This window comes from Stenotrophomonas mori (genome assembly GCF_023556335.1).
Taxonomy (GTDB): domain Bacteria; phylum Pseudomonadota; class Gammaproteobacteria; order Xanthomonadales; family Xanthomonadaceae; genus Stenotrophomonas; species Stenotrophomonas mori.
Map to the genome: position 1 here is coordinate 249,904 of NZ_JAIKTS010000003.1, position 19,859 is coordinate 269,762.

The 19,859-nt window shown below is 71.7% G+C and carries 19 protein-coding genes; 11 read left to right on the forward strand and 8 right to left on the reverse strand.

Annotated features, from left to right (window positions below; translation table 11 throughout):
* Position 1 precedes the first annotated feature (1 nt).
* The 3 genes from K5L01_RS10610 to K5L01_RS10620 are packed head-to-tail and all read right to left on the reverse strand — an operon-like array spanning position 2 to position 2,625.
* Positions 2-700 carry a methyltransferase domain-containing protein gene (locus tag K5L01_RS10610; protein ID WP_250064364.1) on the reverse strand — a complete coding sequence of 233 codons (699 nt, stop codon included), beginning with the start codon at positions 698-700 and terminating at the stop codon, positions 2-4.
* Positions 697-1,344 carry an SGNH/GDSL hydrolase family protein gene (locus K5L01_RS10615; protein ID WP_250064365.1) on the reverse strand — a complete coding sequence of 216 codons (648 nt, stop codon included), beginning with the start codon at positions 1,342-1,344 and terminating at the stop codon, positions 697-699. The genes K5L01_RS10610 and K5L01_RS10615 overlap by 4 nt, the downstream gene beginning before the upstream one ends.
* A 9-nt stretch (positions 1,345-1,353) precedes the next feature.
* Positions 1,354-2,625: a pyridoxal phosphate-dependent aminotransferase gene (locus tag K5L01_RS10620; RefSeq protein WP_250064366.1), complete on the reverse strand. Its 1,272-nt coding sequence runs from the start codon at positions 2,623-2,625 to the stop codon at positions 1,354-1,356.
* 120 nt (positions 2,626-2,745) lie between these two features.
* Between K5L01_RS10620 and rsgA the strand changes: the two genes are divergently transcribed.
* A complete protein-coding gene (gene rsgA, locus K5L01_RS10625; protein WP_250064367.1) occupies positions 2,746-3,837 on the forward strand; it encodes a ribosome small subunit-dependent GTPase A in 1,092 nt (363 codons plus the stop codon).
* 4 nt (positions 3,838-3,841) lie between these two features.
* On the opposite strand, the gene K5L01_RS10630 is transcribed toward rsgA, so the two are convergent.
* Complete coding sequence (locus tag K5L01_RS10630; RefSeq protein ID WP_250064368.1) at positions 3,842-4,504, reverse strand: hypothetical protein; 663 nt, start codon at positions 4,502-4,504, stop codon at positions 3,842-3,844.
* A gap of 172 nt (positions 4,505-4,676) precedes the next feature.
* Here K5L01_RS10630 and K5L01_RS10635 point away from each other — a divergent pair, with 172 nt between their 5' ends.
* A complete protein-coding gene (locus K5L01_RS10635; RefSeq protein WP_250064369.1) occupies positions 4,677-5,918 on the forward strand; it encodes a flavohemoglobin expression-modulating QEGLA motif protein in 1,242 nt (413 codons plus the stop codon).
* 27 nt (positions 5,919-5,945) lie between these two features.
* Here the strand turns inward: K5L01_RS10635 and K5L01_RS10640 are convergent, their stop codons facing one another.
* The 3 genes from K5L01_RS10640 to K5L01_RS10650 are packed head-to-tail and all read right to left on the reverse strand — an operon-like array spanning position 5,946 to position 9,710.
* The gene (locus tag K5L01_RS10640) at positions 5,946-6,851 is read right to left on the reverse strand and encodes a LysR family transcriptional regulator (RefSeq protein ID WP_250064370.1); all 906 of its coding nucleotides are present in this window, start codon (positions 6,849-6,851) and stop codon (positions 5,946-5,948) included.
* Positions 6,852-6,904: 53 nt separating this feature from the next.
* Entirely contained in the window at positions 6,905-8,143 is a 1,239-nt protein-coding gene (locus K5L01_RS10645) for an FAD-dependent oxidoreductase (RefSeq protein ID WP_250064371.1), read from the reverse strand.
* On the reverse strand, positions 8,130-9,710 hold the full coding sequence (locus K5L01_RS10650; RefSeq protein WP_250064372.1) for a gamma-glutamyltransferase family protein: 1,581 nt from the start codon (positions 9,708-9,710) through the stop codon (positions 8,130-8,132). The genes K5L01_RS10645 and K5L01_RS10650 overlap by 14 nt, the downstream gene beginning before the upstream one ends.
* A 499-nt stretch (positions 9,711-10,209) precedes the next feature.
* On the opposite strand from K5L01_RS10650, the gene ggt reads away from it, so the two are divergent.
* Positions 10,210-11,961 carry a gamma-glutamyltransferase gene (gene ggt, locus K5L01_RS10655; protein WP_250064373.1) on the forward strand — a complete coding sequence of 584 codons (1,752 nt, stop codon included), beginning with the start codon at positions 10,210-10,212 and terminating at the stop codon, positions 11,959-11,961.
* 577 nt (positions 11,962-12,538) lie between these two features.
* On the opposite strand, the gene gltS is transcribed toward ggt, so the two are convergent.
* Positions 12,539-13,744, reverse strand: coding sequence for a sodium/glutamate symporter (gene gltS / locus K5L01_RS10660; protein WP_250064374.1), 1,206 nt, complete (start codon positions 13,742-13,744; stop codon positions 12,539-12,541).
* 574 nt (positions 13,745-14,318) lie between these two features.
* On the opposite strand from gltS, the gene K5L01_RS10665 reads away from it, so the two are divergent.
* The 8 genes from K5L01_RS10665 (at position 14,319) to K5L01_RS10700 (ending at position 19,839) form a co-directional block, all read left to right on the forward strand.
* A complete protein-coding gene (locus tag K5L01_RS10665; RefSeq protein ID WP_250064375.1) occupies positions 14,319-14,699 on the forward strand; it encodes a diacylglycerol kinase in 381 nt (126 codons plus the stop codon).
* Positions 14,700-14,752: 53 nt separating this feature from the next.
* Complete coding sequence (locus K5L01_RS10670; RefSeq protein ID WP_250064376.1) at positions 14,753-15,478, forward strand: TerC family protein; 726 nt, start codon at positions 14,753-14,755, stop codon at positions 15,476-15,478.
* 94 nt (positions 15,479-15,572) lie between these two features.
* Positions 15,573-16,175, forward strand: coding sequence for a LemA family protein (locus tag K5L01_RS10675; RefSeq protein ID WP_250064377.1), 603 nt, complete (start codon positions 15,573-15,575; stop codon positions 16,173-16,175).
* A 4-nt stretch (positions 16,176-16,179) separates the two neighbouring features.
* Positions 16,180-17,052 carry a TPM domain-containing protein gene (locus tag K5L01_RS10680; protein WP_250064378.1) on the forward strand — a complete coding sequence of 291 codons (873 nt, stop codon included), beginning with the start codon at positions 16,180-16,182 and terminating at the stop codon, positions 17,050-17,052.
* Complete coding sequence (locus tag K5L01_RS10685; RefSeq protein ID WP_250064379.1) at positions 17,052-17,543, forward strand: TPM domain-containing protein; 492 nt, start codon at positions 17,052-17,054, stop codon at positions 17,541-17,543. Before K5L01_RS10680 ends, K5L01_RS10685 begins: the two co-directional genes overlap by 1 nt.
* Before the next feature lie 64 nt (positions 17,544-17,607).
* A complete protein-coding gene (gene lgt / locus K5L01_RS10690; protein ID WP_250064380.1) occupies positions 17,608-18,513 on the forward strand; it encodes a prolipoprotein diacylglyceryl transferase in 906 nt (301 codons plus the stop codon).
* Positions 18,514-18,535: 22 nt separating this feature from the next.
* Positions 18,536-19,330 (forward strand): thymidylate synthase, encoded by a 795-nt coding sequence (locus K5L01_RS10695; RefSeq protein ID WP_250064381.1) that lies wholly within the window; start codon positions 18,536-18,538, stop codon positions 19,328-19,330.
* A gap of 8 nt (positions 19,331-19,338) precedes the next feature.
* Positions 19,339-19,839: a dihydrofolate reductase gene (locus K5L01_RS10700; protein ID WP_250064608.1), complete on the forward strand. Its 501-nt coding sequence runs from the start codon at positions 19,339-19,341 to the stop codon at positions 19,837-19,839.
* The last annotated feature ends 20 nt before the right edge of the window (positions 19,840-19,859 follow it).

Here is a 19,859-nt window from a genome sequence, read left to right on the forward strand (position 1 = left end):
CTCAGGCGCGGTGGGCGACGAGCAGCCAGTTGTTGAACGGCGTGGCGCCATACAGCGGCATCAAGCGGCTGTGCAGGCCGGCCTGCTGCAGGTGCGCCTGCAGCGAGGCGGCGTCGGGGTAATGGCGCGGGCGCGCCTGCATCCAGCCGACCCAGTGCCCGGCCAGGTCGCCCAGGCGCGAGAAGCGGCCGCGGTGGCTGGCGTCGGCCAGGGTCATGCGCAGCACCAGCCGGCCGTCGCCGTCCAGCATGCCGGCGGCACGCTCCAGCAGCGCCGTCTGCGCCGCGGCCGGCAGGTACTGCAGCACGTCCAGGATGGCCACGCTGCCGCGGTGTTCCGGGGCCGCGGTGGCCAGGTCCAGGGAGGCGAAGGTGCAGGCGGCCAGGCCGGCGCGTCCGGCCGCGGCGCGCGCGCGCGCCACTTTCCCGGCATCGTTGTCGAGACCGCGATACGGCTGCGGCTGGCCATCGTGGCGCAGCGCATGGGCCAGCAGGCCCAGCCCGCAGCCCAGGTCCAGCACCGGTGCGCGGCTGCCGCGCAGGGCGTCGAGCGCGCCCGCGTACAGGGGATCGCTGCGCAGCTTGCAGCGCACATACCAGTAGTCGCCGCGGTTGCCCCAGGGACGGTCCGGGGCGAACGCCTGGGCGATGGCGCGGGCATCGTGGGCCGGAAAGGCCGCGGTGCCCGGTGCGGCGCTCATGCGCCGCCGGCGTCGGCCAGCTGCCCGGCCGCCACCGGCAGCACTTCCCGGGTCCACAGCCGGTACATCGCGGCGGAGGGGTGCAGGCCGTCCTCGGCCAGCATCGCCGGTTCCGCGCCGTGCGCGCGGCTGAGCGGGGTGATGTCGACGAACGCGACGTTGTAGTCGCCGCAGCAGGCGCGGGCGGCGGCGTTGAAGTCGTCGGTCTCGCGCGCGATTACTCCAGGGTCGCGCTCGCTGGCAGCCGCGTAGGGGGTCACGCCCCAGTCCGGGAACGACAGCACCAGCACCCGCCGCGGATCCTCGGCCGCCAGCGCGATGGCCCGCTGCAGCAGCTGCTCGAACTGCTGGCGGTACTCGGCCAGCGGCCGGCCGCGGTACTGGTTGTTGACCCCCACCAGCAGGCTGACCAGCGCGTAGGGCCCCTGCGGCGGGGCGGCGTCGATGGCGGCGGCCAGCTCGTCGGTGGTCCAGCCGGTGGTGGCGACGACCTCCGGGCCGTCCAGGGCGATGCCGTGTCCGCGCAGCGCCGCGGCCAGCTGGAACGGCCAGCTGCCATCGGCGCCCACGCCCTCGCCGACGGTGTAGGAGTCGCCCAGCGCCAGGTAGCGGGGCGCCGGCGGCAGGGGCGTATCGCTGCTCATCGCGGCTCCTCAGGCCACCGCATTGCGCGCTTTCAGCGGGACCACCTTGGTCACCCGCTCGGCGCGCCGCGCCAGGGCACGGTCGATGCGGCCGAACACGTCGCGCATGACCGCGGCCTCGGGCAGCAGGGTGACCCGGAAGTGGTGGCGGTAGGGCACGTTGAAGCTGGACCCGGGGACCACCAGGACGCCCTCGTCGTTCATCAGTTCCAGGGCGAATTCATGGTCGTCGAAGCCCTGCGCGGCGGCGCCGACCACCGCCGGGAACGCGTACAGCGCGCCGGCCGGCGCGACCAGCTGCAGGTGCTCGCTGGCGGCGCAGGCCTCGATCACCGCGCGCCGGGTCTCGTACAGGCGTCCGCCCGGTGCGCACAGCGCGGAAATGGTGTCGGGGCCGTTGACCGCCGCGTCGATGGCGTACTGGCCCGGAACGTTGGCGCACAGCCGCAGTGCGCTGAGCAGGTCCAGCGCGGCGCGGAACTCGCCCAGCCGCTCGCCGGCCCCGGACAGCAGCATCCAGCCCACGCGCCAGCCGCAGGCGCGGTGCACCTTGCTCAGGCCGCTGAAGGTCAGGCAGGGATGGTCATCGGCCAGCGGCGCCACGGCCTGGAAGCAGGCGCCGTCGTACAGGATCTGGTCGTAGATCTCGTCCACCAGCAGCAGCAGGTTGTGGCGGCGGGCCACGGCGACGATCTTCTCCAGCAGCGCACGCGGGTAGCTGGCACCGCTGGGATTGTTGGGGTTGATCAGCACGATCGCGCGGGTGCGCGGAGACACCAGTGATTCGATCTCCACCGGATCGGGCTGGAAGCCGTTCTCGGGGCGGCAGCGGTAGTACACCGGACGACCGTCGTTGAGGATGGTGGCGGCCGACCACAGCGGGTAGTCGGGCGACGGCACCAGCACCTCGTCGCCGGGATTGAGCAGGGCGCGCAGCGAAAGGTCGATCAGCTCGGAGACGCCGTTGCCCACGTACACCCGGTCCGGGCGGGCGTCGGGCACGCCGCGCCGGGCGTAGGCGCCGGCGATGGCCTCGCGCGCCAGCGGCAGGCCCTGCTGGTGGGTGTAGGGGTCGGTGCGGCCCATGTCGTCGGCGATCGCGTGCTGCAGGTGCTCGGGCGCGCGGAAGCCGAAGCTGCCGGGATTGCCGATGTTGAGCTTGATCAGCTTGCGGCCCTGCGCTTCCAGCTCGCGGGCGCGCCGCGCCAGCTCGCCACGGATCTCGTAGCGGACTTCGGACAGGCGTTCGCGGGTGGGCAGCGGCGGGGCAGGGCTTGACATGCACGTGGCGCTCGGTTGCGGGAAACCGCATGGTAGCGGAATTGCTGCGCTGCGGGGCGCTGGTTCCGGACGCAACCGGTGGGCACCGGCGCGCGCCGCCGGGCGCATTAGAATTGACCGATGACCGATACCCTCGACTTCGCTCCGCTGCGCCGCATCGGCTGGCCCTGGCCCGGTGCGCCGGAAGCGCCCGCCTGGCAGGCGGCGTTCGCCGCGCACCCGCAGGCGCGCCCGGCGCGGGTGGTCGAGCAGCACCGCTCCGGCTACGTGGTGGCCGATGCGCCGGAGAGCGCGCGCAAGGCCGAGTCGCTGCCGGAATGGCAGCGGCCACGGTTTCCCAGCCATGAGCGCGCGGCGGTCGGCGACTGGGTGCTGATGGAAGGCGCGCGCATCGTCGCGCTGCTGCCGCGGCGCACGTCGATCAAGCGCGGCGCGGCCGGCGAGCACTACCACCAGCAGGTGATCGCGGCCAACATCGATACGGTGTTCATCGTCTGCGGGCTGGACGCGGACTTCAATCCGCGGCGGATCGAGCGCTACCTGATGCTGGCCGGCAGTGGCGGCGCGGCGCCGGTGGTGGTGCTGACCAAGGCCGACCGGACCGAGTACGGCGCCGATGCACTGGCGGTCCTGGAGGACCTGTCCGCGCAGGACATTCCGCTGCTGGCGATCAACGGCAAGGACCCGGCCAGCGTGGCCGCGCTGGCGCCCTGGCTCGGCCCCGGCTGCACCGCGGTACTGGTGGGGTCGTCCGGGGCCGGCAAGTCGACGTTGACCAACACCCTGCTGGGCGAGGACCGCATGAAGACCGGCGAGGTGCGCGGAAGCGACTCGCGCGGCCGCCACACCACCACCCACCGTGCCCTGCTGCCGCTGCCGGGCGGCGCCTGCCTGATCGACACCCCGGGCATGCGCGAGCTCAAGCCGACCGGCGAGGAGGCGCTGGCCGAGGCCGGCTTCGCCGACATCGAGGCGCTGACCGCGCAGTGCCGCTTCCGCGACTGCTCGCACCAGCACGAGCCGGGGTGCGCGGTACGCACGGCGATCGAGCGGGGCGAGATCGAGGAGGCGCGCCTGGCGAACTACCTCAAGCTGCGCGACGAAGTCGCCGTGGCCGCGGCCCGGTTGGCGCAGCGCCAGGCCGAGCAGGCCGACGAGCGCCGCAGCGCCGGGCGCGGGCGGCGCCCGCCCGGGAAGGGCGGGCGCGGCTGAGGCCTTACAGGGGAGCCTGGTCCAGCGCTGCCTTCTGTTTCAGCAGGTAGTCCTGGAACAGGTGTTCGTACGCCTGCTGCCAGTTGCCTTCCTTCCCGGTCGGCGCGGTCTTCTTCCCGTACGCGCTCACGTCGGCGCTGTGGGCGCCGGTGCCGTTGAACTCGATCCGGGTTTCCAGCTTTGCCTCCATGTCGATGGCCCAGAACCCCGGGGTCATCCATGCCCAGAACTGGCGGATGTCGACCGCGACCTTCAGTGCCTCCTCGGGAACGGCTTCATCGGCCGCCAGTACCCGGTAGCCCTTCTCGCGCAGTCCGTTGGTCACCAGCTCGCGGGTGATGCTCAGGATGGTCTGCGGCGACTGCAGCAGGATGTCGCCCAGCGCCTTGCCGTAGCCGTTGCGCTTGCGTGCGATGGCCTGGAGTTTGCCCTCGGCATCCAGGCTGTACTGGCCCCCTTGTTTCAGGGACGGGATGCTGGGGTCGCGGGGGGCGGTCTCGAAGGTCCGCGAGTCGGTGATCGAGGTGATCGCGGCAACCTTCTCCGCCGGAGGGTACGGCCCCCCCGAGGGGACGTTCAGCAGGAGGGTGGAGCGGTTGGTGGCACATGCGGCAAGCGACAGAAGCAATGCCACGCTGACGATGCAGCGGATCGCCGGAATCTTCATCGATTTTCCCCTGGGATACTGGAGACGGGACGGCCGTGATGCGTGGGCGCATGCAGGGCCGTCGTGCGTCTTGATGGAGTGAAGCGGATGCTTCGCGCCAAGAGTAGCCAAATTGCCGGCCGCGTGCCGGGGGCGGTGAAGGCGGCGCGGCGCTGCTTGCTATCGTGGGCCCATGGCCCGATCCGATCCGTCCATCGCCCATCACGCCGCGCTCGATGCGCGGCTGGTCGCGGCGGTGCGCGGGATCCGCCTGCTGACGCTCAGCAGCTGGCCGGCAGCGGTGCAGGCGCGGTTCCTGGAGGAGGCCGCGCGCGGGACGCTGGCGCTGCCGCAGGTGGCGTATCCCCGGCACGATTTCAGCGCCGAACGCAGCGCGCTGGCGGGGATCGCCGCTGCGGCCGATCCGGCGCATCCGCTGGGCCGCTACCTGCGCGATTCGGCCCGCAGCTGGGACCTGGCCGCGCGCTTGCTGGAAGCGCTGGGCACCGCCGAGGTGGACGCGCTGTCGGCGCAGTTGTTCGGTACCCCGGACCAGCCGATGCCCGGGCATGGGCCGAGCGTCCGCGAAGCGGCGCGGCATTTCATCCGGATCGCGCAGGAAATGGACCACGAGCTGCTCGCGCCGGAGGAACAGGTGCCGGTGTCGGCGGCGGCGCTGCAGCTGCAGCTTCAGGGTGACCTGGACGGATTTTTCGAGGGCCGGGTGATCCGTGTGGAGCTGGATCCGCAGTTGATCGCCAAGGCCGCGGCCGGGGCCACCCGCATCCGTCTGCGCAGCGGCGCCAGCTTCAGCGTCTACGACCGTGCACAGTTGTTCCAGCATGAGGCGCTGGTGCATTCGCTGACCGCGCTCAACGGCCGCGTGCAGCCGTTGCTGCCGAGCCTGGGGCTGTCATCGCCGCGTTCCACCGCCACCCAGGAGGGGCTGGCGACGTTCGCCGAGCAGGTCACCGGCAGCATCGACATCCAGCGCCTGAAGCGCATCAGCCTGCGTATCGAGGCGATCGCGATGGCGCGTGAAGGGGCGGATTTCATCGAGGTGTTCCGTTACTTCCGGGCGGCCGGGCAACCCATGCCCGACAGCTTCGCCTCGGCGCAGCGGGTATTCCGCGGGGTTCCGGCGACCGGCGGCGGGGCGTTCAACAAGGACACCGTGTACCTGCACGGGCTGGTGGCGGTGCACACCTTCTTCCGGCGGATGCTGCGCGAGGAAAAGCTGCGGTACTGCCACTGGCTGTTCGCCGGCAAGATGACCCTGGGCGACGTCGAGGCGCTGGCGCCGCTGTTCGAGGCCGGGGTGCTGGCGCCCCCGCGCTGGCTGCCGCCGTGGCTGCAGCGCGCCAACGGCCTGGCCGGCACGCTGGCGTTCTCGCTGTTCGCCAACCGCATCCGCATGGACCGCATCCCGGGGTGAGCGGCGCGGCCTGCGCGCGCCGGGCTGTCAGCCGGCGTCGGGGCCGTCGCGGTTCTCGGCCAGGCTGCGCTGGAACTGGCGGATGAACTCGATGGCCGGCTTGGACGGCGGCCGGTCCTCCAGGTGCACGCATTCGATGCGGAAGTCGATGGCCGGCTCCAGCGGGCGCGCCAGCAGGCGGCCACCGGCGTTGGCGCAGGCGGTGAACTCGTCCATCACGCTCATGCCCGCGCCGCAGCGGGTGAGCGCCGCCGCCAGCGCGTAGGTCTGGTTGGAGACCACTTCGCGGATATGGATGCCCTGGTGCTCCACTTCGCTGGCGAACAGGTCGCCGATGGGACCGCTGCTGGCCATGCCGACCATGTCGCGGTCCTGCAGCCAGCGCATCGGGATCCGCGCCGGCGGATCGGGCCACTGGCTGGTGTCGAACAGCAGCATCAGCTGCCCCTGGCCCAGCACCCGCCGCTGCATGCGCGGGTGCTGCGGCGGGTTGTAGGCGATGGCGATGTCGCATTCGCGTTCGTACAGCGCCTGGAACAGGTCGCCGTGGTGCAGCGTCTGCACGTCGAAGGTGATGTCGGGGTGGCGCTGCCGGTAGGCGGTGATCGCGCCCGGCACCACGTGCTGGCCGAGCGAGGGCACCACCGCCAGGCGGATGTGCCCGCCGCCGATGTCGCGGATGTTGCTCACCGCCTTGCGCAGCGACAGCATCCGCCCGTAGATGTCCTTGACCTCCACGAACAGCGCATGCGCCTCGTCGGTGGCGACCAGGCGTCCGCGCACCAGCTTGAACAGCTCGAAGCCGAGCTGGTACTGGGTGTGGTGCAGCACCTTGCTCACCGAGGGCTGGGAGACGTGCAGCGAGCGGGCCGCGGCACTGATCGACCCGGTGGTGTAGATGGCGTGGAAGACTTCGATCTGGCGCAGGCGCATGGCCTGATCCTAGTCGATGCGGACGGTGCTGACGACCGCCCGCGGTCGGCGGCTCACCGGGCGGCCGCCAGTGCGAGTGCGCGTTCGCCGCTGCCCATGGCCAGGGTCCAGCCGAGCATGCCGTGGCCGAGGTTGCACACCAGGCCGTCGCCGACGTTGGCGATCATCGGCGAGGACCATGGCAGCACCGGGCGCAGCCCGGCCCAGCGGTTCGCGGCCAGCGCATAGTCGGCCGCCTCGGGCATCGAGGCGCGGGCCATGGCGATCAGCTGCTCCATGCGCGCAGGGTCGGGTTTCGGGTCCCAGTGGTTGAGGTCGGCCAGGCCGGCGACGCGGATGCGGTCGCCGAGCCGGCAGAAGACCAGCTTGCGCGAGGTGTCGGTGATGCTGGCGGTCGGAGCGTTGGCGCCGCAGGGCGCGGTGAACGAATAGCCCTTGATCGCCATCAGCGGTACCCGCACACCCAGCGGGCGCAGCAGCGCGGCGCCGTCGATGCCGGTGCACACCACCACCCGGCGGGCCTGGATCGCCTCGCCGGTGCAGGACTGCAGCAGCCATTCGCGCCCGCGGCGCTGCAGGTGCCGCAGGTCGAACCCGAAGCGGGTGCGCACGTCGTAGTGCTTCTGCAGGACCTGCAGCAGCCCGACCCCGAACAGGAACGGGTCGCCGGCCTCTTCCTGCGGCGAGTGCACCGCCCCGGCGATACCGGGCATCGCCGCCAGTGCCGGCTCGGCGGCGATGGCCTGGCCGGCATCGAGCAGGTGCTGTTCGACGCCGAACGGGCGCTTGACCGCCATCATCGCGCGGGCGCCCTGCAGGGCCTGGGCATCGTGGTAGACGTGCAGCTTGCCCGAGGTCGCGTGGTAGAACGGGATCGGGTGGCGCTGCAGCAGGGCGTGCAGCGCGGTGCGCGATTCCAGCGCCAGCTCCAGCGTCGCCAGGGTGTTGGCCTGCAGCCGCGCGGCACTGGTCTGGCGCAGGAACGACAGGCCCCAGCGCCAGAAGTCGGGATCGGCCGACCAGCGCGTGCGGAACGCGCCGTCGCGGCCGAACAGCATCGACGGCAGCTGCTTCCAGGTGGACGGGCCGGCCATCGCGTCGGTATAGGCGTAGCTGAGCTGGGCGCCATTGGCGAACGAGGTGCCCTGCACCGGGCCCTCCGAACGGTCGAGCAGCAGTACGGACAGGCCGCGGCGCGCGGCGGCATAGGCGGTGGCGAGGCCGACGACGCCGGCGCCCACGACCACGAGGTCGGCGCCGGCGGGCTCGCCGTGGGTGTCAAGGGGTTGCATCGGGGGTCCGGGGGGCGGGAAAGGCGGCGGTGCCGTCGCGGCGGGGGTCGGCGGCCCATTCCCAGCGGCCGTCGCGCAGGAAGATGCCGTGCAGCCCGGAGTCCTCGCCGGAGCCGGCGCGGACATCCACGCCGCGCTCGCGCAGCGCGGTACGCAGGGCCGGGGAGAAGCGCTCGGCTTCGCCATCGAAGCGGGTGCCGCGTGCCACCAGGTTGGGCAGCGCCACCGCCTGGTCCAGCGGCAGGTCCCAGTAGAGCAGGCCGGCCAGGGTCTTGCCGATGTAGGCCGGGATCGCCGAGCCGCCCGGCGAGCCCAGTGCACCGGCCAGCCGGCCGTCGCCATCGAGCAGCAGCAGCGGCGACATCGACGAGCGCGGGCGCTTGCCGCCGGCGATGGCGTTGGCCATGCCGGGGCGTCCGTCCTTGCGGTCCCAGGCGAAGTCGGTGAGCTGGTTGTTGAGGAAGAACCCCTCGACCATGCGTCCCGAGCCGAAGAACGATTCGATCGTGGTGGTGACCGAGACGGCGTTGCCGTCGGCATCCACGACCACGAAGTGGCTGGTGCCGCCGGGTTCGTCGGTGGTATCGGCCGGGACCGCCGGCGCACCGGCGGGGCGGCCGGCGGCGGGTGCCGCGGTGGCCGCCCGCGGGCCGATCAGTGCGCGCCGTGACGCGACGTAGCCGGGTGCGAGAAGGCCTTCGACCGGAACCTCGGTGAAGCGCGGGTCGCCGACGTAGCGGTCGCGGTCGGCATACATCAGGCGGCTGGCCTCGGCGAACAGGAACCAGGCCTGCGGGTCGTCGGCGCCGCGCTGGGCGATGTCGGTGCCGTCGAGCAGGGCCATCAGCTGCAGCACGCCCACGCCACTGGCCGGCGGCGGCAGCGAGCACAGCTGGTAGCCGCGCAGCGGACGGCACAGCGGTGCGACCTTCTCGGCACGGTAGCCTTCCAGGTCGTCCAGGGTCATCGCGCCGGGACGCGGGGCGTCGGCGGTGCGGGCGACGATGGCCCGGGCCAGCGCACCGCGGTAGAAGGCATCGGCGCCGCCGGCGGCGAGGGTCCGCAGGGTCGCGGCGTAGGCCGGGTTGCGCAGGGTGTCGCCGGCCTGCAGCAGGCCGCCGTGGCCGTCATCGAAGAAACGGCGGACGTCGGCGCTGGATGCCTGCGGGAAGCGGCCGTGGATGTGCTGTTCCAGACGCTTGGTGACGGTGAAACCGTGCTCGGCGGTGGCGATGGTGCCGTCGAACAGCTGCGCCCACGGCAGCCGGCCGTGTTCCTGGAGCGCCAGGGCGAACGTGGCGAGGGTGCCGGGGACACCGGTGGCGCGGCCGGAAAGCATGGCGTCGGCGCGTGCCAGCGGTTGCCCTTGGGCATCGTCGAACCAGCCGGGGCCGGCCGCGGCCGGCGCCTGCTCGCGGCCGATGTAGCCGCTGACCTGGCCGCTGCGGGCGTCGTAGGCGAGCAGCACGGTGCCGCCGCCGATCCCCGAGCTCTGCGGCTCCACCAGTCCCAGCATCAGCTGTACCGCCAGCGCCGCGTCCATCGCGCTGCCGCCGCGTTCGAGCACGTCGGCACCGGCCTTGGCCGCCAGCGGGTGGGCGGCGACGACCAGCGCGCCGGACCCGCCGGGAGCGGCGACGGCGGCTTGCGGCGGGCGGTCGCCGGCCGGTTCCGCACGGCATCCGGCCAGGCCCAGGAACAGCGCCAGGCAGAGGAGGGCGCCAGCGCGGCGGTGCGGGTGTGCGGCCCGCCGTCCGGCGGACCGGCGGGTGTCCGATGAGAACGCAAGGTATGGCATGGAAGGAGAGTAGCCGCATGGCGTAAGCGGCAAAAATCACATTCGATACCCCCCCGATAACCCAAGGCTATGGGCCTCGGGAGGGCCGCCTGGAGGGGCGGATGCCGTGCGTGTCCGGGAGTCTGCCGGGGCGCACGGACCATAGCTCTCAGCTATGCCCGGTGCCTGTAAACCTGCGGGACAAGCCCGGGGGCAGCAGCCATGCTCGACCATGGCCGCATGGTTGCTTGCGTCGCCATGCGCTTTTCTCGACAGGAGGGAAGATTTCATGTGTGGAAACAGCACCCGCAGGCCGTCCAGGACCTTCTCCGCCCGCGCCCTGCTCGCCTGCCTGCTGCTGGCGTCTCCGGCGCTGCTGCAGGCCCAGGCCCAGCCCCGGCAACTACTCAATTACCCGGCCATCCACAAGCCCGACCACGCGGCCCGCGGCATGGTGGTGAGCCAGAACCAGCGCGCCAGCGAGATCGGCGCGCAGGTGCTGCGCGACGGGGGCAACGCGGTGGATGCCGCGGTGGCCACCGGGTTCGCGCTGGCGGTGCTGCTGCCGCGCGCGGGCAACATCGGCGGTGACGGCTACATGCTGCTGCACGACGCGGCCGATGGCCGCAGCGTGGCCATCGACTACCGCTCGATGGCGCCGGCGGCCGCCACCCTGGCGCGTTTCACCGGTGCCGATGGCCGGATCCAGGGCGAAAGCGCGGGCTGGAAGGCCGCCGGCGTGCCCGGCACCGTCGCCGGCCTGGCGCTGGCACATCGCCGCCACGGGCGCCTGCCGTGGGCACGGCTGCTGCAGCCGGCGATCGCGCTGGCCGAGGACGGCGTGGTGCTCAGCCGCGACGAGGCCTTCGCCCTGGACTGGGGGCGTGCACGGCTGGCGCGCAGTCCCGCCGGTGCAGGGGTGTTCCTGCATGCCGACGGCAGCGCGCTGCGCGAGGGCGAGCGCCTGCGCCAGCCGGACCTGGCGGAATCGCTGCGGCTGATCGCGCGCGACGGCGAGGATGCGTTCTACCGCGGCCCGATCGCGCAGCGGCTGGCGGCGGCGATGCAGCGCCACGGCGGCCTGATCGGTCTCGACGACCTGGCGGGTTACCGCGCCATCGAGCGCGAGCCGCTGCGCACTCTCTACCGCGGCCGCGAGGTGGTGACCATGCCGCCCAGCAGCGGCGGCGGTGCGAGCGTGCTGGAGATGCTCAACCTGCTCGAGCAGGAGGACCTGGCCGCACACGGGGCCGGGTCGGCGGCGGCGCTGCACGCCATGGCCGAAGCCATCAAGCTGGCCTGGGCCGACCGTGCCCGGCATGCCGGCGATCCGGCCTTCGTCGCCGCGCCGGTCAACGGGCTGGTGTCCAAGGCCTATGCGCAGGCGCGCTGGACGTCCTTCTCGGCGACGCGCGCACTGGACGCCACCGCCCTGACGGCCGGCGATCCGGGCCCCTACGAGAGCCCGCAGACCACGCACTTCTCGGTGATCGACGCCGACGGCAACGCGGTCAGCAACACCTTCACCCTCGGCTCGGATTTCGGTGCCGGGGTGATGGCCGAGGGCACCGGCTTCCTGCTCGGCAACCTGATCGGCAACTTCTCCCTGCGCGCGCAGCTGGCGGCGTCCGCGACCCCCGGCGGCACCGTGGCCAATGCGCTGCAGCCCGGCCGGCGGCCGGTATCGAGCATGTCGCCGACCCTGGTGCTGCGCGACGGCCGGGCCTGGCTGGTGACCGGCAGTCCGGGCGGCAACACCATTCCCGGCACGGTGATGCAGACGATCGTGGACGTGGTCGATTTCGGGATGAACATCGCCGAGGCCACCCACCAGCCGCGCATCCACCAGGACATGGCCAGTGGCCGGCTGCAGGTCGAGCGCGGCTTCAGCCCGGATACGCTGCGCCTGCTGGAGGCGCTGGGCCACCGCATCGAGAGCGACGAGACCATCGGCAGCACGCAGAGCCTGCTGGTCGCCGAGGACGGCGTGCAGGGCGCGGCCGATCCACGGCGCCCGGGCGCCGGGTCCGCGGCCCAATAACCGGCGGGGCGCCGGCGTCGGACCGCCGGCGTCCCGCGGTTGCGTGCCTGCCTACCGCCGCTCGGGCGGTGGGATGTTTCCTTCCGCATGTCTACCGGGCGCATCGACGGCCGGCCGGGGGCCGGCCCTGTCCGTCCGCGACCGCTTGTGTCCGGCGGCAGGGCCGCGGCCGGTGCCGCCTTCCGCGCATGGGCGCGGTACGGCGGGAAGTCCGGCCATGCCCGGCGTACGGGGACGGGGTGCGCAGGCATCGGCTCGGCGCTGACGGCCGCATGCCGTTGCACGATGCGGCCATCGAGGAGTGCTCGGGGACGGGCGTTTCGCCGGTGCCGATGGCTGGATCCCGGGCGAAAGCGCGGGCTGCAAGGCCGCCGGCGTGCCCGGCACCGTCGCCGGTACCTTCGCCGGCCGCGGAAGCGGCATGCGCGGGACGGGGCAGGGGGACCCCGCGCGGCGATGGTCGCGACGCAGTCCGGGGCGGAGGCCGTCCGGTGCCGCGCGCGCCGGATGTACGGGACCGGAAACCAGCAGGGCCGCCTTGCGCCGGCCCTGGGTGGAACGTGTCCGGCGGTGCGGGTCAGCGCGGCCAGAAGTTGATGAAGCCGGTGATGATCAGCGCGTTGACGAAGTCGATGAAGAAGGCGCCGACCAGCGGCGCGACCAGGAACGCCCGCGGCGCGACGCCGTAGCGCTGCACCAGCCGGCGCATCACCGCCATGGCATTGGCGGTGGTGCCGAGCATGAAGCCGATGAAGCCGCCGCCCATCACCGCCGCGTCGTAGTCGCGGCCCATGATGTAGTAGATCGGCACCGCGAACAGCGCCACCAGCACCACCTGGATGACCAGGTTGACCACCAGCGGCAGGCCCATGCCGGCCAGCTCCCACAGCCGCAGGTCCATCAGCGCCACGGCCAGGAACAGCGCCAGGCAGATGTTGCCGATCAGGTCAGTGGTGGCCACCGACAGCTTGAACAGGCCGGTGTAGTCGTCGATGTTGCGCACCACCGCGCCGACCAGCATCGCGCCGATGTAGGACGGCAGGGTCAGGCCGATGTTCTCGAACGACTGGCTGACCCAGGCGCCGAGCCACATCGCCATCAACAGCACCACGATGCTCTTGAGCGCGTCGAACTCGCGCGCGGATTCGTTGGCGAAGCGGACGTTTATGCTCTCGTCGGCCTCGCCGCTGCCATCGGCGCCGGCCGCGGCCGGCCCCTTGATGTTGAAGCGGCGCATCAGCACGGTGATGGCCGGTCCACCGACCACGCCGCCGCAGATGATGCCGGCCATCGCCGCGGTGATGGCCAGGGTCTCGGCACCGTGCAGGCCGGCCTTCTCGAACAGCGGTGCGAACGCCATGCCGGTGGCGGGGCCGCCGGTGAGGGTGGCCGAGCCGGCCAGCACGCCGAACATCGGGTGCAGGTCGAACAGCCAGGCCACGCTGATGCCGACCAGGTTCTGCACCACCGCGAAGCCGCCGGCCAGCAGCAGGAACACCATCACCTGGCGGCCGCTGATGCGCAGCAGACGCAGGCTGGCGTTCATGCCCAGCGTGGTGAAGAAGGCCACCATCAACGGCACCTTGAGGCTGGTGTCCAGCTCGAACAGCGTGGTCCCGCGTGCATGCGCCCACCACACCAGCAGCGCCACCAGCAGGCCGCCGACGACGGGTTCGGGCAGGTTGTAGCGCCGCAGCACCGGGATCGCCCGGCACAGTGCATAACCGGCGAACAGGGTCAGGCCGCCGAAGGCGATCGTCTGAACGGCATCGAGTTGGATCATCGAATCAGTACCTCATGTCCTGCCAGTGCAGGAATCTGGGGTGACGTCCGGCGGAGGGCCGGCGCCGCCGGGGGGGAACTGCCTGGGAAATGTGGCTCCGCAACACTAGGGGGGAGGGGACGGAGCCAAGGGCAGTCCGGCGGGGGCCGGCCCGTCCGCTTGACGGATGGCATACAGGTTGATGCCCGACGCCGATTTTTCCGCCATCCCGGGGTGCCGGTAAGGAGCCAGCGGAGCCACGGTAACCCGGACAGCACGGCGGCGCCGAGGCGGGCCGTTCTGCCGCACCGCAGCAGGACGCATGGGGCATGCACGTCACCATAGCCACGGAAGCAGGCGCGGCACCAATCGCATTCGCTTGCCTGCGCATAACCCACCGTTATGGATGGCGGGTGCGTCCATGCCCTTCCTGCACAGGTGCGGCCCCGTGGCCGGGGGGCGCACCGGGGCGCCGGGAAAAGACGCTTGTGGCAGAATCGCGCGTTGTCTTCACGCACTGGTCCCGTGGCCATGACGTTTTCCGGTACTTCCGCATCCCTCCCTTCCCGTCGCGCGGCGACGAGGGACACCGGCCGTGGCTGACGGCACCGGCCACCTGCCCCGCGGCCCGGGACGCATCCTCAAGGCGGCGGTCTGGTCCTGGCAGGGATTGACCGCGGCCTGGCGCCACGAGTCGTCGTTCCGCCTGGAAGTGTGCCTGTTCCTGGTGCTGGCGCCGGTGGCGCTGTGGCTCGGGCAGACCCCGGTCGAACGCGTACTGCTGGTCGGCTCGATGCTGCTGGTGATGGCCATGGAGCTGGCCAATTCGGCGATCGAGGCGGTGATCGAACGCTACGGCCCGGAGTACCACGTCCTGGCCGGGCGGGCCAAGGACATGGGCTCGGCGGCGGTGTTCGTGTTGATGATGAACGTGCTGCTGTGCTGGAGTCTGATCCTGCTGCCCCGGTTGTTCTGAGGCTGCCTGCACACGCGGTTGTCGATGGTTTCCCCTGAAGGATTGCTCCCCCCATGTCTCTGGAATTGCTTGCCGACCCGAACGTCTGGCTGACGTTGTTCACGCTCAGCGCGCTGGAAATCGTCCTGGGCATCGACAACCTGGTGTTCATCTCCATCGCGGTCAGCCGCCTGCCCGAGGCGCGGCGGCCCTTCGCCCGCCGCCTGGGCATCGCCGTGGCCTGCATCACCCGGATCCTGCTGCTGGTGTCGCTGGCCTACCTGGCGCACATGGAGAACACCCTGTTCACCGTGGCCGGGATGGCCATCTCGATCCGCGACCTGGTGTTGATCGTCGGCGGCCTGTTCCTGCTCTACAAGGGCATCGCCGAGATCCGCGAGCTGATCGCCGGGGCCGAGGAAGCCGCGCCGGACGCGGCCAAGGCGTCGGCGGTGTTCGGCATGGTGATCGCGCAGATCGCGGTGATCGACATCGTGTTCTCGCTGGACTCGGTGATCACCGCGGTGGGCATCGCCGACCATGTGCCGGTGATGGTCTGCGCGATCCTGCTGGCGGTGGCGGTGATGCTGCTGGCGGCCAATCCGCTGGGCCGCTTCATCGACGCCAACCCGACCGTGAAGATGCTGGCGCTGGCCTTCATCCTGCTGGTCGGCGTGGTGCTGGTGCTGGACGGCCTGGACGTGCATGTGCCCAAGCCCTACATCTACGCGGCGATGGGGTTCTCGGTGCTGGTGGAGTGGCTGAACCTGCTGATGCGGCGCCGCGCCGAGCGCGCCTGACGCACGGGCGGGACACGCCGGCCCGGCGGGACGTCGCCACGCCTGCACGCCGCGCGTGGCATGCTCGGTCTTCCCGAGAGCCGAGGAACCCGCCATGCGCCCCTTTTTCCGACTGGCCACGCTCGCCCTGCTTGCCGGGCTGCTTTCCGGCTGCGGCTACAACGCCATCCAGCAGAAGGACGAAGCGGTCAAGGCCGGCTGGTCCGAAGTGCTCAACCAGTACAAGCGCCGCGCCGACCTGATCCCCAACCTGGTCAATACCGTGCAGGGCTATGCCCAGCAGGAGCGGCAGGTGCTGACCGAGGTCACCGATGCCCGCTCGCGGGTCGGGCAGATCCAGGTCAATGCCGATGACGCGGGCTCGCTGCGGCAGTTCCAGCAGGCGCAGGGCGAGCTGGGCAGCGCGCTGTCGCGGCTGCTGGTGGTCAGCGAAAACTACCCCACGCTCAAGTCGGACCAGAACTTCCGCGACCTGCAGGCGCAGCTGGAAGGCACCGAGAACCGCATCACGGTCGCGCGTGGCCGCTACATCCAGCTGGTGCAGGACTACAACACCTACATCCGCTCGTTCCCGCAGGTCATCACCGCCAAGCTGTTCGGCTACCCGGCCAAGCCGAACTTCACCGTCGAGAACGAGGCGCAGATCGCGCAGCCGCCAGCGGTGGACTTCGGCACGCCGCCGCCGCCGGCGCACTGAGCCGATGGCCGGCCTGCTGCGCGCGCTGCTGCTGTGGGTGCTGCTGCTCGGCCCGGGCGGGATGGGCGTGGCCGTGGCGCAGCCGCAGGCACCGATCCCGCCGCTGGATTCGCCGGTGGTCGACACCACCGGCACCCTGGACGCGGCGCAGCGGCAGGCGCTGGTGCAGCAGGCCCTGGCCCTGCAGCAGCGCAAGGGCAGCCAGCTGCAGGTGCTGATCGTGCCCAGTACCCGGCCGGAGGACATCGCCCAGTACGCGACCCGGGTGATGGAGCAGTGGGGCCTGGGCCGCAAGGGCGTGGACGACGGCGTGCTGCTGCTGGTGGCCAAGGACGACCGCCGGGTGCGCATCGAGCCCGGTTATGGCCTGGAGGGCGCCATTCCCGATGCGGTCGCCAACCGGGTGATCCAGGAATACCTGGCACCGCCTTTCCGCGATGGCGACTATGCCGGCGGCATCGCCGCGGCCAGCGCCGTGCTGGCCGGGCTGATCGACGGCGAGGCATTGCCGGCGCCGGTGGCCAGCAACCGCGGGAGCGGCGAGGGCGACGCGGTCTTCGTCTTCGCCCTGTTCATCGGTGCGGCGGCCTCGTTGCTGGCGCGGGTGCTGTTCGCGCGCCGCTCGCGACCCTCGAGGGCGGTGCTCGCCGCGCTGCTGGGCGGCCTCGGTGGCGGCCTGCTGCTGTCGCTGGCCGGTGCCGGCATCGCCGCGGCGGCAGGCGCCTTCCTGGCGCTGGGAGGAATGTCGTCGGGCGGCTTCGCCCGCGGCGGCGGCATCGGCCGCGGCGGTTTCGGTGGCGGCGGTTTCGGCGGGGGAGGCGGCTGGTCCGGTGGCGGTGGACGCTCCGGAGGCGGTGGCGCCTCGGGGAGCTGGTGATGCGCTGGCTGCGGCACCTGTTCGCGGGCTCGGCGCATGCACGGTTCTCCGAGGCATGCCTGGAACGCATCGCCGACGCCATCGCCGATGGCGAGCGCACCCATTCCGGACAGGTCATGTTCGCGGTCGAGGCGGACCTGCCGCTGGCGGCGCTGTGGCGCGGGGTGACGCCGCGCGAGCGCGCCGAGCAGGCCTTCGCGCTGCTGCGCACCTGGGACACCGAGGCCAACAACGGCGTGCTGGTCTACCTGCTGCTGGCCGACCATGCCATCGAGATCGTCGCCGACCGCGGGCTGCACGCGCACGTGGACGCGCGGCAGTGGCAGCGGCTGTGCGAGGACTTCGGCCGCCGCCAGCGCGCGGGCGAGCTGGAGGCCGCGGTACGGGCGACCGTGGCGGAGGTCTCGCGGCTGCTGGCCGGGCCGTACCCGGCCCTCCCCGGCCAGGCGCGCGGCAACGAGCTTCCGGACCGGCCACAGGTGCTCGGCTGAAGCGGCGGTTGAGCCCCGGCGGCGCTGCCCTGAGAATAGGGGCTCGTCCGCCGGACCCGCCTGCATGATCTACCTCCACGACATAGACCCGATCGCCTTTTCCCTCGGGCCGATCAAGGTGCACTGGTACGGCATCATGTACCTGCTGGGCTTCGCCGCCGCCTGGTGGCTGGGGCGCAGCCGGATCCGCGCCGGGCGGCTGCCCGGCGTGGGCATGAACGGCTTCTCCGACCTGCTGTTCTACGCCATGCTCGGCGTGGTGCTGGGGGGCCGCATCGGCTACATGCTGTTCTATGCGACCGCCGATTTCCTGCACAACCCGCTGATCCTGCTGCGGGTGTGGGAGGGCGGCATGAGCTTCCACGGCGGATTGCTGGGGGTCATGGCCGCCGGCTGGTGGTGGACCCGCAAGCACGCGCTGCACTACTTCGACACCCTGGACTTCGTCGCGCCGCTGGTGCCGCTGGGGCTGGGCTTCGGCCGGCTCGGCAACTTCGTCGGCGGCGAGTTGTGGGGCAAGTTCACCAATGCCGGCTGGGGCGTGGTCTTTCCGCATGCACCGCTCAAGGACGTGCCGGCCGGCCTGCCGACCATGGAGCAGCTGATGTCGGCGGCGCAGATCCAGCAGGACCATGCCGCGGGCCTGCTCGCCCCGTATGCGCGCCATCCGTCGCAGCTGTACGAGGCGCTGCTGGAAGGGCTGCTGATGTTCGCGGTGCTGTGGGCGTATTCGATGAAGCCGCGCCCGCGCTATGCGGTCTCCGGGCTGTTCGCGCTGCTGTACGGCGGCTTCCGGTTCCTGGTGGAGTTCGTGCGCATGCCGGACAACGGCGTCTACCTGGCCTTCGGCTGGTTCACCCGCGGCCAGCTGCTGAGCCTGCCGCTGATCGTGCTGGGCCTGGCGCTGCTGGCGCTGTCGCGGCGCGCCCCGACCCTGCAGCCGGTGCCGCCGGCGGGAGACGGGGCGTGAAGCCCTTCGCCGGAGGCGGAAAATGAAGCAATACCTGGACCTGCTGCGGCACGTGCTCGAGCACGGCACGGAAAAGGCCGACCGCACCGGCACCGGCACGCGCAGCGTGTTCGGCTGGCAGATGCGCTTCGACCTCGGCCAGGGCTTCCCGCTGGTCACCACCAAGAAGCTGCACCTGCGTTCGATCATCCACGAGCTGCTGTGGTTCCTGCAGGGCGACACCAACATCGGCTACCTGAAGGACAACCAAGTGCGGATCTGGGACGAGTGGGCCGACGCCAACGGCGACCTCGGGCCGGTCTACGGCAGGCAGTGGCGCAGCTGGGGGGCGGCCGACGGCCGCCAGATCGACCAGATGCAGTGGCTGGTGGACGAGATCAAGCGCAACCCCGATTCGCGCCGGCTGGTGGTCAGCGCCTGGAACGTGGGCGAGCTGCCGCAGATGGCGCTGATGCCCTGCCACACCCTGTTCCAGTTCTACGTCGCCGACGGCCGGCTCAGTTGCCAGCTGTACCAGCGCAGCGGCGACATCTTCCTGGGCGTGCCGTTCAACATCGCCAGCTACGCACTGCTGACCCACATGGTGGCGCAGGCCACCGGCCTGGGCGTGGGCGATTTCGTGCATACCCTGGGCGATGCGCACCTGTATTCCAACCACTGCGAGCAGGCCCGCGAGCAGTTGTCGCGTGAACCGCGGGCGCTGCCCAGGCTGTGGTTGAACCCGGAGGTGAGCGATCTGTTCGGCTTTGCCTACGACGACATCCGCATCGACGGCTACGACCCGCTGCCCGCGATCAAGGCGCCGGTGGCGGTGTGAGCGCGGCGATGCGGCTGTCGCTGATCGCCGCCCTCGACCGCGGCCATGGCATCGGCCACGGCAATGCCATGCCGTGGCACCTGCCGGACGATTTCAGGCACTTCAAGGCGCTGACCCTCGGCAAGCCGATCCTGATGGGCCGCAAGACCGCGCAGTCGCTGGGGCGCGCGCTGCCGGGGCGCACCAACCTGGTGCTCACCCGCCGCGGGCAGGTGCCGTTCGACGGCATGCGCGCGGTGGCGTCGTTCGACGAGGCGCGGCGCATCGCTGCCGGTGAAGGCGCATCGGAGCTGTGCGTGATCGGCGGCGGCGAGATCTACCGGCTGCTGATCGGCCAGGCGACCGACCTGCACCTGACCTGGGTCGAGGCCGATGTCGCCGCGGACACGCACTTCCCCGCGGTCGATCCGGCCGTCTGGCAGGAAGTGGACAGCCGCGCGCACCCCGCGGACGACCGCCACGCTTTCCCCTTCCGCTTCGCGCATTACGTGCGCCGCGGGGCGGGCTGAGCACTGCGCCGGCCGCCGCC